At 71.4% G+C, this 13,799-nt stretch carries 6 protein-coding genes; 3 read left to right on the top strand and 3 right to left on the bottom strand.

All coding sequences use genetic code 11. The annotated features are described in order from the left end of the window. Nucleotides 1-135: 135 nt before the first annotated feature. The gene (locus R3E98_00835) at nucleotides 136-1,209 is read left to right on the top strand and encodes a DNA topoisomerase IB (GenBank protein ID MEZ4421926.1); all 1,074 of its coding nucleotides are present in this window, start codon (nucleotides 136-138) and stop codon (nucleotides 1,207-1,209) included. A 39-nt stretch (nucleotides 1,210-1,248) separates the two neighbouring features. Here R3E98_00835 and R3E98_00840 read toward each other — a convergent pair whose 3' ends face one another. Beyond that, nucleotides 1,249-2,130 carry an SDR family oxidoreductase gene (locus R3E98_00840; protein MEZ4421927.1) on the bottom strand — a complete coding sequence of 294 codons (882 nt, stop codon included), beginning with the start codon at nucleotides 2,128-2,130 and terminating at the stop codon, nucleotides 1,249-1,251. Next, nucleotides 2,130-3,683, bottom strand: a complete 1,554-nt coding sequence (locus R3E98_00845; GenBank protein ID MEZ4421928.1) for an FAD-dependent oxidoreductase — start codon at nucleotides 3,681-3,683, stop codon at nucleotides 2,130-2,132. The genes R3E98_00840 and R3E98_00845 overlap by 1 nt, the downstream gene beginning before the upstream one ends. A gap of 318 nt (nucleotides 3,684-4,001) precedes the next feature. Between R3E98_00845 and R3E98_00850 the strand changes: the two genes are divergently transcribed. Next, nucleotides 4,002-4,496, top strand: coding sequence for a ferritin-like domain-containing protein (locus tag R3E98_00850; protein MEZ4421929.1), 495 nt, complete (start codon nucleotides 4,002-4,004; stop codon nucleotides 4,494-4,496). A 266-nt stretch (nucleotides 4,497-4,762) separates the two neighbouring features. Continuing rightward, a complete protein-coding gene (locus R3E98_00855; protein ID MEZ4421930.1) occupies nucleotides 4,763-5,080 on the top strand; it encodes a hypothetical protein in 318 nt (105 codons plus the stop codon). Nucleotides 5,081-5,166: 86 nt separating this feature from the next. Here the strand turns inward: R3E98_00855 and R3E98_00860 are convergent, their stop codons facing one another. Beyond that, nucleotides 5,167-13,785 carry a glucoamylase family protein gene (locus tag R3E98_00860; protein MEZ4421931.1) on the bottom strand — a complete coding sequence of 2,873 codons (8,619 nt, stop codon included), beginning with the start codon at nucleotides 13,783-13,785 and terminating at the stop codon, nucleotides 5,167-5,169. Nucleotides 13,786-13,799 lie beyond the last annotated feature (14 nt).

Consider the following 13,799-nt stretch of genomic DNA (forward strand, 5'->3'; position numbering starts at 1 on the left):
GCAGCGCACGCGCACGATCCAGCCGGCGCCACACCGCGCGCGAGGTCGGCGCCGCACCGCCGGACCCTGCAGGTCGCCGGGGCACGCCGGTTGCGCTCGCGGCGCGGGGATTCCGCGTGGAGCGCGAGGGGTGCAATGGCCGAGAACGGTACGGACACGACAGTCGCCGAAGAGCAGCGCGAAGCGGCCGAGGCCGCGGGCCTCCGCTACGGCACGGACGAACGGCCGGGACTGCGGCGGAAGCGCCGGGGACGGGGCTGGTCCTACCACCGGCCCGACGGCTCACTGATCCGCGACGAGAAGGAGAAGGAGCGGATCCGTGCGCTGGCCATTCCGCCGGCCTGGACGGAGGTCTGGATCGCGAGCGATCGGCGCAGCCACCTGCAGGCAACCGGCCGCGACGATCGGGGACGCAAGCAGTACCGGTACCACCCGATCTGGGACGAGGTGCGCGACACCGTGAAGTTCGAGCGCTTGCGGGCCTTCGGTCACGCCCTGCCGACGGTACGCGACCGCGTGGACGAAGCCCTGCGCCAGCGCAGCCTCAGCCGGGAGCGGGTGCTGGCCGCCGTCGTGGCCCTCCTCGAGATGACGGCCATCCGGGTCGGCAACGACGAGTACGCGCGTGAGAACGATACATATGGCCTCACGACGATCCGCCGGCGGCATGTGGTGGTGGAGGGTGACCGCATCGAGTTCGACTTCGAGGCCAAGGGCGGGAAGGAGGCGCACGTGGTGGTGCGCGACGCGCGTCTCGCCAGGGTCGTCGACGCCTGCCGGGAGCTTCCCGGCTACGAGGTCTTCAAGTGGGTGGACGAGGAGGGAGAGCGGCACGACGTGAAGTCCCGGGACGTCAACGAGTTCCTGCGTGACATCACGGGCGAGCCCTTCACCGCCAAGGACTTCCGGACCTGGCTCGGGACCGTGCAGGCGTTCTGCCATCTGTGTGGATGTGAGGAGGAGGGCGACGAGAAGGCACGCGCCCAGCAGTGTGTCGAGGCCGTCGATGCGGTGGCGGAGCGGCTCCGGAACACGCGCGCCGTGGCCCGCAGTGCCTACATCCACCCGGCCGTGCTCGACCTTCACGCGGAGGGCGAGCTGCGGACGCGAGCCTCCGGACGCTCGCGGGAGAGCGGCCTGTCTCCGGAGGAGGCCGGTTTGCTGGCACTCCTGGACGATCTGGCGCGGAAGACTGGAGGAGGGGCCTGACCTGCACGACAGCCGCGTCCGCAGCCCCGCGCCGCGGGCCTATCCGGCCCGGGTCTCCCCGCCCAGCGGTGTGAGGATCTGCCCGGTGACGAAGCTGGCGGCCACGTTGGAGGCCAGGTAGACGTAGGCGGGGGCGATCTCCTCGGGTTGCGCCGGCCGTCCCATGGGCGTGTCGGCGCCGAACTGGCGCGTCTCCTCGGCCTCGCGCTCGGCAGGGTTGAGCGGCGTCCACACCGGTCCCGGCGCGACACAGTTCACCCGGATCCCCCGCTCCACGAGCGCCTGTGCAAGCGACTTGGTGAAGGCGTGGATGGCTCCCTTGGTGGCGGAGTAGTCCAGGAGCCCCTTGCTTCCCTCGAGGCCGGTGATCGACCCCGTGTTCAGGATCGAGGCGCCACGCGCCAGGTGGGGAAGCGCCGCCTTCACCATCTGGAAATAGCCGTGGATGTTGACGTCGAAGGTCGTGCGCCAGTCCTCCACGGTCAGCTCGTCGATCGAGTCGCGGTGCTGCTGCACGGCCGCATTGTTGACGAGGATGGTCAGACGCCCGAAGCGCTCCACGCACCGCCGCACCGCCTCCTCGCAGAAGTCCGGATCGGAGACGTCTCCGGGCAGGAGCAGACAACGCTTCCCTTCGGAGTCGACGGCGCGCTTCGTCTCTTCGGCGTCTTCCCGCTCCTCGGCCAGATAGACGAGGGCGACATCGGCCCCTTCCCGCGCGAAGAGCACTGCGACGCTCCGTCCGATCCCGGAGTCGCCTCCCGTGATCAACGCCACGGCGTCCTTCAACTTGCCCGATCCTCGCCACTCCCGCGCCAGGTAGCGGGGGCGGGGATCCATGTCGCCCTCGATGCCCGGCGGGGACAGGGGTTGTTCCGGAAAGGGGGGACGCGGCGGCTCCTGCGGCTCGGATGCGCTCATCACGATGCCTCCGCACCCGCCTGGCGGACATCGGTCACATCCGCTTCGAGCGCCGCCTCGAACCGCAGGTTCTCCAGGTCGCGTTCGACCGTCGCCAACGCCCGTTCGTTTCCACCCCGCAGATAGCGGATCGCGTACGACGAGGCGGGATCCCCGGTGGCCACGAAGTCGTCCCACTCCGGCGCCGCCCCGACCCACGACACGGTCTGCCCGTAGTGGCGCGTCCAGAAGAACGGCGGGTCCGTGAAGGGAGCCTCGGCGCCCAACATGGCCCGGGCGGCATGCTGGCCCATGCGCTGGGCCACCACCCAGTGCTCGATCCGGACCCGCGTGCCTGCATGCGCGTCCGGGTAGCGCGCCACGTCCCCGGCTGCAAAGATCCCCGGCGCCGAGGTCTGCAGCCGCGCATCCACGAGGATGCCATCGTCGGTGTCGAGGCCGGCGCGGGCGGCCAGCTCTTCGCGGGGTCGCACGCCGATGCCGACGACGACGAAGTCGCACGGAAGCTCCCGGCCGTCGTCCAGGACCACCCCGTCCGGGACCACCCGGGCCACCTGGCGGCCCAGGTGGAACGTCACGCCGTGGGATTCGTGGAGACCCTGCAGCCACGCACCCAGGTCCTCTCCGAGCGTCGCGGCCAGGGGAAGGGGCTCGGGCGCGACGATCTGCACGTCCACGTCCCGGGCCCGCAGGGCCGCGGCCACCTCGAGGCCGATGAAGCTCGCGCCCACCACCACCGCACGCCGACCTGCCTCCGCCGCGGCAATCAGGCGGCGCCCGTCCGCCCAGCTCCGCAGCGTGTGCACACGGGCGTCCGGCGGCATCTCGGCGGGCAGGTCACGGGGCTCGGCCCCCGTCGCGATCAACAGCCGGTCGAAGGCGACGTCGTCCCCGTTCGCAAGACGGACGCGCCGACCGTCCACGTCGAGCTCCTCCGCCCGAGCCCGGACCCGGTGTACCTCGTGCGCCTCGAACCAGGCATCGTCCCGCAGTGGGAGCGCTTCGGGACCCTGCTCCCCGGAGAGCACGGTCTTCGAGAGCTGCGGGCGGTCATAGGGGCTGTCGGGGTCGGCATCGATCACGGTGATCGGCCCCGGATAGCCTTCGGTCCGGAGCGTCTCCACCGCCGCATGACCCGCGGCCCCGCCACCGAGCACGACGACCGATCCCGGCTCCTGCGCCGGGCGGTGCCCCGACGGCGCACGTTCCTTCCGGCGGTCGCGCACCCGCACGCGGCCGTCCGCGCGTTCCACTTCCCAGCACGGGACCGGGTCCAGGGCGGGGCCGCCGACCGCCGCTCCGGTGCGCACGTCGAAGCGGGCGTGGTGCCAGGGGCAACGCACCGTCCCGTCCACGACCAGGCCGTCGCCCAACGGACCTCCGTAGTGGCTGCAGGTGGCGCCGAGGGCGTGGATGTCATCCCCGGTGCGGATCAGCAGCACCAACTCGTCTCCGACGCGACCGGTCAGGGGGCGATCGTCCGGGATCTCCGCCTCGGCGATGCCCGCCGTCAGGTCGGGTCGCTGCTCTTTGCGGTCGTGGTCGTCACCCATCGTCTCGCTCCCTTCTCCGGTGGCTCCGCGAACATCTCCGGTGGTTCACGCGGGCAAAGGCAGGCGGGGCAAGGAAAGGACCGGAAGCTACGCAGGCTCCTCGCGTGGAGAACTCGCCGCATGCGGGACGGTTCGTGTTTCACGCTCCGAGCCGTGTGCACGGACAGAGGGCGGCACGCGCAACGGTCCGGCTCGCGATCGTCCGCCTGCACCGGCACTTGGGAGTCCACGGACCTGTCGATGCCGGTGGACCGCTTCCTGCCCGGGCACCTCCGCCGCCGAGCGGCACCGACACCTTCCGTACGAGAGGAATGCACCATGGACATGGAATCCATGCGGGACCTGCTGGAGCACGAGATCCAGGATCTCTACAGCGTCGAGAGCCAGATCCTGGAAGCGCTCCCGACCATGATCGAGAACGCGACCGATCCCAGCCTGCGAGACGCGCTGGAGGATCACCTGGATGCCACCGAGGACCAGAAGGCGCGGCTGGAGGAGATCGCCGAGAGCCTGGAGTTCGACGTGGACGGCGAGAAGTGCAAAGGGATGGCCGGCATCTTGAAGGAGGGATCGGAGTCGGTCAAAGACGCCGAGGAAGGCGCGATCCGCGACGCCGTCATCATCGCCTCCGCCCAGAAGGTGGAGCACTACGAGATGGCCGGGTACGGCACCGCCCGTAGCCTGGCGCGGCTGCTCGGGGAAACCGAGGCGGCCGAGCGGCTGGAGGAGACGTTGGACGAGGAGAAGGAAGCGGATCGACTCCTCACGGAGATCGCAGAGAGCGAAGTGAATCGGCAGGCCGCTGCCGAGTGAGCGGAGGCCTTCGGGCACCCTTCCGGAGCGCCCGGCGACCCCGTCGGGCGCTCCGACCGCTTCGCTTCCGTGTTTCAGCACCGTTCGCGCGCGCACGATGGCGAGGTCGCTCGCCACCCCTCCCGGCGGCCGCCCGCCACCGACCGCCCGACCCGACAACGACTTGCGCTCCCCCCTGCACATCGGGTCGCAGCTCGTGCACGAGGCATGTGGATTGCCCTTCGCCAGTCGGGCCCCCGTGTCCCTCAACGCTTCCGAGAACCCACATGGAACAGGCGACGGTCTATCTGATCGACAGTCAGCCCGGCGTGAACCGCTGTGTGCGGGCACTCCTCGATGCCGGGGTGGACCCGGAGGTGATCGGCATCCATCGCTGGGATCCGCTCATCGCCATCCGGGTGCGCGCCGTGGTGCCCGCGCTCGCGGTGGCCCGTCTGGCGCGCCTGGGCTTCGCCGCACTCGAGCCCGACGCGGGGCCGGCGGCCACACCCCCGGCTCCGATCGAGTCGATGCGCCCGCCGCGACCACGCCGCCGCTCGCTCTGGCGCCGGGGCCGCGGCGTCGTGCCGCCGAGCGTGGACTGAGCACCCCCTGGACCTCCCGGTCCAGGCGACGGTGCCGCCCGCCAGCCGACCTGCTTCCGTTCTCGGCTCCGGTGGCTCTGCGCCCCTCAGGGAACCACGATCAACACGTGGTGATCGCGGCCGTCCCGTAGGACGGGCACGCGGACGCTCCCCGCGTCCAACGCGAGCGCCTCGCCGTCGAGCGCGGCCCTGACGTCGGCTCGCTCCTCCCGGCGCACCTCGATGCGGTAGCGCGTTCCCGTCTCCGGCGCGTACTCGATGGAAATGCGGTCCCACCCACGCGGAAGACGCGCCTCGATCCGCAGGTCCCCCCGCTCCAGCCGGACGCCGAGGACCGCCTCCAACGCCATACGCCACATCCACCCCGCCGATCCGGTGTACCACGTCCAGCCGCCCCGGCCGCGGTGGGGCTCCACGCTGTAGACGTCGGCCGCGGCCACGTAGGGCTCCACCCGGTAGCGCGCCACGCCGGCGGGATCGGCGGCATGCGAGGCCGGCACGAGCAGCGACAGCAGGTCCAGGGCCCGATCCACGTCGCCCAGCTCCGCCCAGGCAGCCACCAGCCACAGCACTCCATGCGTGTATTGCCCTCCGTTCTCGCGGACCCCGGGGACATAGCCCTTGATGTAGCCCGGATCCTTCTCCCAGGTGTCGAAGGGCGGATCGAGGAGCCGGATCAGACGGGCACCCCGATCGACCAGGTGTCGCTCGACGGATTCGAGCGCCGTCCTCGACTCCTCCGGGGGGGCCACTCCGGAGAGGACCGCCCACGCCTGCGCGATGGCGTCGATGCGGCATTCGGGGTTCTCGGCCGCGCCGAGCGGGGTGCCGTCGTCGAAGTAGGCGCGGCGATACCAGTCCCCGTCCCATCCCGCCTCCTGCACGGCGGCCTCGATGCGTTGCCGAGCCTCCCGGTAACGGGTGGCTCGGACAGCATCCGAGCGCGCCTCCACGTGCGGCAGGAACGCGCCCAGCGTCGCGTGGAGGAAGAACGCCAGCCAGACGCTCTCTCCCTTGCCTTCTCGACCCACACGGTTCATGCCGTCGTTCCAGTCCCCGGTTCCCATCAGGGGAAGACCGTGGGGACCTTCCGTCAGCGATCGATCGAGCGCCCGGCAGCAGTGCTCGTACAGGTCGGCGACCTCGTCGGCCACCTCCGGAGACAGGTACGCTTCGTCCTCGCCCGGATCGAGCGGCCGGCCGGTCAGGAAGGGGACGCGCTCGTCCAGGAGGGTGGCATCGCCCGTCGCGTCGACGTACCACGCGCTGACGTGGGGGAGCCAGAGCAGGTCGTCCGAGAAGCGCGTGCGCACGCCCCGCTCCGTCCCGGGATGCCACCAGTGGAGGACGTCGCCCTCGACGAACTGGTGGGCGGCATGGAGCAGGATCTGCGAACGGGCCAGGGCGGGCCGCACGTAGGTGACCGCCATCACGTCCTGGAGCTGGTCGCGGAAGCCGAAGGCACCCGACGACTGATAGAGCGCGGAGCGCGCCCAGAGCCGGCACGCCCACGTCTGGTAGAGCAGCCACCCGTCGAAGAGCCGGTCGAGCGCGGGGTCGGGTGTGTGGACCCGCCAGGGCGACAACCGGCCGCGCCAGGCCTCGTCCACCTCGTCGAGCGCTTCGTCCAGCGCCGCGTGCGTCCCGTAGTCCGACAGGAGCGCGTGCACACCGGGAAGATCCGCGGCCGCCCCGGTGAGGAAGTAGAGGCAGCGCTCCGCGCCCGGCTCCACCGTCAGCTCCACCCGGAAGGCCGCACACGGATCGAGGCCCGCGCCGGAACGCCCTTCCAGGGCGGCGTTCGCCTCGACCGCGCGCGGACGCGACAGGTCGCGCATGCGGCCCAGGAACTCCGCCCGATCGGTCGTCCAGTGGACCGTGGCATCGGCGGGGGCGAGCACGTGCGCGAAGGCCACGTGCTCGGGCTGGTCCGGGTGGTAGTGACGGCGTGCCAGCAGCGCGTCCGTCTCCGGATCGACCTCCGTGACCACCATTCGCGCGGACGGAGCCCGCAATACGCCCAACACCCACTCGTGCAGGCGGTACACCGTGAGGCGCCGCGGCCGGTCCGAGGTGTTGCGCAGGCGGAGTCGTACGGCCGTGAGCGGCGCTCCCGCCGCGGTGAAGACCGTGGTCTCCACCCGCAGCTCCTCGGCGTCTACGCGGTAGCGGGTGCTGCCGAACCGATGGCGCGTCTCGTACCCAGCCTGGAACGGTGCGGGCGCGGGGGTGGCGCTGCCCCACCGTCCGGATTCCTCGTCCCGCACGTACACCACATCCGAGGGTCGATCCAGCACGGGGTCGTTGGCCCAGGGCGTGAGACGATACTCGCGGCTGTTGCCCGCCCACGTCGCACCGATACCGGTTTCGGTGACGAGCGTCCCGAAGGCCTCGTTGGCGAGCACGTTGCTCCACGGCTGCGGAGGCAGCGTCAGCCCCCGCGTGCCCGGGCGGAGCCGGATCACGTACGCCCCGTCCGCATCGTACCCGCCGATGCCGTTGTCGAACGCCAACCGGTCCTCCGCGCCCGGCGGCTCCACCGGACCGGTCCCGGGGGAACGCGGCTCCAGGGCGACGCCGCCCGCGGGCGCCACCGCGCGCGGCTCGGCGCGCAGCACGGGCAGACGGGCACGCGAGACGGCGTGCGCCACCGCCTGCAGGAGTACGCGGTCCTCCTCGGGCAACTGGTCGGCCCGCAGCACGAACAGCGCACCGCGCCGCCGTCCCGTGGTGCGCGATGCCGAGGCTTGCACCAGCTCGGTGAGCAGATCCTGCACGCCCTCCACGTACGACGGGGGATGCTCGTTCAGGAAGACCAGGTCCAGCTCCAACCCCTTCTGCTGCCAGTACTCGAAGGCGCGCACCGCGTCGCGCGCACCATCCAGCTCCTCCACCGAGGCGATGTGCACGAGGACGATCGGGCGGTCTCCCGAGATGCCGTAGGCCCACAGCGCCGACTGCTGCCGGCGATTGCGCCGCACGACCTCCGCCGGAGCCCGCAGTCGGGGATCCTGGTACGCGATCGCCGCGCCGAGCTCCTGCAGTCGTAGCGCTTCGGCGCCAGCGAGCTGGGCATGCTGGATCTCGACGGGTCCGTAGGCCGTGGCCAGATCGAGGGCGCGGGCGGCGGCCGCAGGGTGATCGTAGCGATCCGCCATCGCTATGGCCGCGTCGCGGCTGGCAGCGACCCCCAGCGTGAAGCTGACCACCCGCTTCTCTCCGGGGCCGAGCGTCAGCGGCACCCGCAGGGAGAAGACGGGATCGAGCACCGGGCCCGTCGTGCCGCTCAGCGCGGGGGGGAGGTCGAGCGCCGCGGGGTGGGCCGGTCTGCGCCCACGTCCGAGGAAGCGGGCCCGGTCGGTCTCGAAGGCCACGGGCCCTTCCGGAGCGGGCTGATCGCTTCCCTGCGCCACGGTGTGGAACATCCACAGCGTGGGATCGTCATCGGCGCGGGGCCGGCGGGTGGCCAACAGGGCGGAGTGGCGAGGCAGCGCTTCCGTCTCGACGAACAGCTTCGAGAACGCGGGGTGCACCGCGTCGGCGCCCCGTTGCTGGAGCGCAAGCTCGGCGTAGCTGGTGAGGTCGAGCCTGCGGGTGCGATCGCTGTAGTTCGTGACGGTGATGCGCCGCACCTCGACGTCGTCCTCCGGCGAGACGCAGACCTGGCTGAAGGCTTCGATCCAGTCGTGGACGAGCGCGCTCTCCACCTTGTTGAGATGGAACCACGTGTCGAGCCGATCGGCGACGGGATCGGTCGGTGCGGGGGTGGTCGACCAGACCGCGCCGGAGTCCAGATCCCGGACATAGACGAAGACCCCCTGACCATCCTGGACACGGTCGGGAGACCAACGGGTGAGATCCCAGTCGCCGAACCACGATCCGCCGGTGCCGGCCTGCGTGTAGAGCGACGAGTACCGCCCGTTCGAGAGGAGATGCCCCCGTGGGGACGGGTCGCGGAGACGCTCGTGACCCACGTAGGCGACGGCGGGCGCGCGGGCGGGTCGATCCCCGGGATCGACCGTGGTCTCGAGGGGGTGCGGATCCGACATCTCGACACGCCGAGGGATCCGCTCCTGCAGCAACAGTTCCGTGGCACGGACCGACGGCGCGGCATGGAACCGTCTGCGGAAGACGTCCTGCAGGACGGTATTGGCGACCGACACGAGCACCATGCCCTGGTGATGCGCCATCCAGGTCGATACGACCGCGTGGCTCCGACCGGGGGGAAGGCGCTCCGAGGTGTAGTCCAGCGACTCGTAGAAGCCCCACGGCCCCAGCGCCCCCTCCCGCTCCAGACGGTCCAGGTTGGCGCGGGCCGCGCGCGGCGTGACCATGAGCGCCAGAGCCGTCGCGTACGGCGCCACGACGTAGTCGCCGCTCAGCCCGCGCTTGAGCCCGAGCCCCGGGACGCCGAACGCCCGGTACTGATAGTCCAGATCCAGATTCAGTGTGTTGTAGGCGGACTCGGAGATGCCCCAGGGTCGGCCGTGGCGCTCCGCGTACCGGCGTTGGACCGTGACGGCCCCGCGGCAGGTCTCGTCGAGCAGGGTCGAAGGCCACGACCCCAGCAGCAGCCGCGGCATGAGGTATTCGAAGAGGGAGCCGCTCCACGAGAGGAGCACACTGCCGTCGATCGTCCGGGTCGCGGCGCGACCGAGATGGAACCAGTGGCGCACCGGCACGTCGCCCTTGGCGATCGCGAGGAAGGAGGCGAGGCGTGCCTCGCTCGCCAACAGGTCGTAGTGACCCGCGTCGGGCTGCAGCGTCTCCAGGTTGAGCCCGATCATGAAGAGGTCCCGGGACGTGTCGTAGAGCGCCCGGAAGTCCGTGGCGGCAGTGCGGTCGATGCACCAGCGCCGCAACGCCTGCAGCCGCTCCACGCGCGCGGAGAGCGCCTTGCGAACCGGATCGTCGGGCGGATCGGTGCTCACGCGCCGCTGCCGCTCCGCAAGCCCCGCGGCCCCGTCGTGCTCCGATCCGTCGGAGGCGGGCACGAACGCGCCGAGATCGCGCTGCTCGTCCCGCAGCAGGCGTCCGAGCGAGCGGACGCACGCCGCGAGGGGATCGCCCAACCCCTCGGATGGCAGCGTGGCGGAACCCGGGAGGGAGGATCCACACGCCGCTTCGAGACGAGCGACGGCGGGACGCAGACGAGCCACGCTGCGCGCCCAGCCGGCGGCGCTATCGGAGCGCGCGTCGAGCGCCTTGGTGATGGCATCCGCGAGGGCTTCGGCCAGCTCTCCTTTCCGACGCCGCCCGCTGCCCCGCGACTCGAGGTGCTCGGCGCAGAGCGCGAGCGTGTCGCGAACGCCTTCGGCCAGCTCCGGGTTGGGCCAGGGCGCCTCGAGGACATCGTGCAGGCCGCCGGCCAACGCCACGAGGCAGGCGGCCAGGTTGCCGGAGTCCACGGTGGAGACGTACCGCGGCCAGAGCGTGCGACCATCCCGGACGTCGTACCAGTTGAAGAGATGCCCTGCATGCGTGTCCAGACCGTCGATCGTACGCGCCGCACCTTCCAGACGCTCGATCAGCTCCTCCTGGCTCACCCATCCGAAGTCCCACGCCGCCTGGGTAGCGAGCAGACCCAGCCCGATGTTGGTGGGAGACGTGCGCGGCGCCGCCCCCCGGAGCGGGTTCTCCTGCACGTTGTCGGGGGGGAGCCATCCGGTCTGCGCGTTGGTGAAGCGCTCGAAGAACGACCAGGTACGCCGCCCGCGCACCCTCAGCCAACTGTGATCGGCCGCGCCCAGGGCCGCCTCGCGCTCCTCCACCGGCTGACTGAGCCACCACCCCAGGAAGGGGGCCGCGATCCAGGCCGTCAGGAACGGGACCGCCGCGATCCAGGCATCCGGCTCGAGCAGCATCACCAGGGCGAGGGACGCCACGGTCCAGAGGATCGACGGCGCCATGGCGCGGACATATGCCCCCAGCGTCGCCGGGGCCGAGCGCTCGACGTCGCTCGCGGTGGTCCACTCCAGCAGCCCGCGTCGGGTGACGAGGATGCGCCAGAGCGCGCGCACCCCGGCATCCAGTGACACCACCGCCGTGTGGGCGAGGAAGACGATGGTCAGCCCGGTCTGGACCAGGTAGCGCTCGAGGTCGCGATCGACGCCGGCGAAGTAGCTGCGCCAGGTCACGTCGCGGGGCCGGGCGAAGACGGCGCTGGTCAGGTTGACGTAGACCGGGAACGCCAGCACCGCCAGCGCCACCAGGCTCCAGAAGAGCGGCGACCGCGGCAGGGCGATCCAACCGACGAGCAGGAAGACCAGCATCGCCGGCGGCGTCAGCGACCGACGCAGGTTGTCGACGATCTGCCAGCGACCGAGCGTGGTGATGGGGTTGGGCCGTGGCTCGCCCGCCGCGCCCCGGACGCTGCCCGGCAGCCAACGCGCGATCTGCCAATCGCCTCGCACCCAGCGGTGCAGGCGGCGCGCCCAGGGGAGGTAGCCGGAGGGGTAGTCGTCGAAGACCTCCACGTCCGTCACCAGGGCCGCGCGCGCGAACACGCTTTCCAGAAGGTCGTGGGAGAGGACGGTATCGGCGGGCACCACTCCGGCCAGAGCGGAGCTGAACGCGTCGACGTCGTACAGGCCCTTGCCCGTATAGATGCCCTCCCCGAACAGATCCTGATACACGTCCGACACCGCGGTCGTGTAGGGATCGATGCCCGTCAGGCCCGAGAAGATACGGGCGAAGCGCGAGCGGTGGGTGCTGGCCGGATGGATCGACACGCGCGGCTGCAGGATCCCGAAGCCGTGCGTCACCCGCTGTGCGTCCCGGTCGTAGACAGGGCGATTGAGCGGATGGGCTGCCGTGCGCACCAGGTCGAGCGCCGATCCGGGCGGCAGCTGCGTATCGGCATCGACGGTCAGAACGTACCGGATCGGCGTGCGGGCCAGGAGCGCGCGCAGGCCTCCCTCCACGACGGTGAAGGACGTCTCCGCGTCCGGATCGCACAGCAGCCGGTTCAGCTCCTCCAGCTTTCCCCGCTTGCGCTCCCAACCCATCCAGACGCGCTCGCTGGGGCTCCAGCGTCGCTCCCGGTGCAACAGGAAGAACCGGTCGCCCCAATCGTCGTGGTCGTGGGCGTTGAGACGGCGGATCGCCGCCCGCGCCGCCTCGACGGGCGCGGCGTCCCCCGGCATCACCCGCGCCTCGGCGTCGGGAGGGTCGGTGAGCAGCGCGAACCGGAAGCGGCCGGCCGGGTTGGCGCGCGCGTGGATCTCCAGCTGTTCGACGAGCTCGGCCGCCTCCTCCACCGAGCGCAACAGCCCCGGGATGACGATCAACGCGCGATCGGCGTCGTCGAGGCCCGTGTCGGCATCCATCTTCGGGAGGCGACGGGGCGGGACCAGCCAGGCCACGAGGCGATTGGTGGCCGCCACCCCGAGGTCCAGGAGAGGCAGGAACGCCGCGAGGCCGACGAGGATGAGCATCCCGGCGGAGATGCCGCGACCGGCGGCGACGGCCAACGCGGCCAGGAGCGCGACCGTGGTCGTGAGGGCCACGGTGCCCAGGTAGGCGACACCCGGATGCTGTTCCGCCGCGGCGAGGAGCCGCAGGCGTAGGGGGGGGCGGCTGCCCAGCTCGCGTGCGAAGGCGGGCGCGCCTTCTCCCACCAGGTAGTGACCGACGTGGCGGCCGTCGAGCGCAGACGGGTGACCACCCGGTGCTCCCCGGGCCCGTGCGACCACTTCCGCGGCCACCTCCTCCTCTTCCCGCTGCGCATGACGCGCCAGACGCTCCACCCGCTGGCGATACAGGTTGCGCGTCTCGAGGTCCATGCGGGGATACACGCCGGACGGATCGTCCTGGAGCGCATGCTCGATCGCAGAGACCCGTTCGATGAGCGGGCCCCACCGTGCATCCGCCGACCAGCGCAACGCGGCGACCGCGTTGCCGACGGACACCTGACGTTGGGTCTCCTGTCGGGTCAGGTCCTGCACCTCGACGCCCAACGTCGTGAGCCGGTCCTCCAGCCACTCTCGGATGGGGATGACGTCCGGGCCCTGCACCTGCAGTCGATCGATGAGTGCGACGAGGAACGGTGGGGAGAGGACCTCGGCTCCTTCCTGATCGAGCAGCCGCTTCAGCTCCCAGGACGCTTCCATCGCCCCGGCCTCGGCCTGGGCCGCGATCCGCTCCGCCCACTGGCGCGCCTGGCGGCGCGTGAGATGATCCTGCCGCACCTGCTCCGCGAGCCGTCGCAGCCGCAACAACAACACGATCCGCAGCGCATCGGGCAAGGCCCACAGCTCCGCGAGCCGCAGGGGCAGGATTCGCTGGTAGGCGAGCAGAAACTCCGTGAGGTTCGTCGCGCCGACGGAACCGTCGAGCGCGGCCACGAAGTCGTCCGCGAGCGCGTACGCGCGCGGCCGTCCCGCGGACGGGCCCGTACCCAGGTACGGCAGCTCCCGGAAGAAGGCGCCGCGCAGGTGACGGATCACCTCGCGCCGCTGATCCCGCAGGACGTAGAAATTGTCCAGCAACCAGTGCGCTGCGGGACCGGTCTCCACGCCGCGCGCTGCGGCGCGGGCCAAGAGCTCGTACGTGTCGACAAGGGATGCCCCGGCCTCGACGAGCTCACGCAGGAGCCCGCGTGGGGAGCCGGTGGTGACCCCGGCTTCACGGTGGCGCCGGGCGAGCGCTTCGGCGCGCTCGGCCAGCAACTTCGGATTGAGGGCGCCCGTGGGCGCGTCGCCCACGTCCCTCACTCCGG

It is taken from the genome of Gemmatimonadota bacterium, assembly GCA_041390125.1.
In the GTDB taxonomy this organism is placed as follows: Bacteria; Gemmatimonadota; Gemmatimonadetes; order Longimicrobiales; family Gaopeijiaceae; genus JAGQIF01.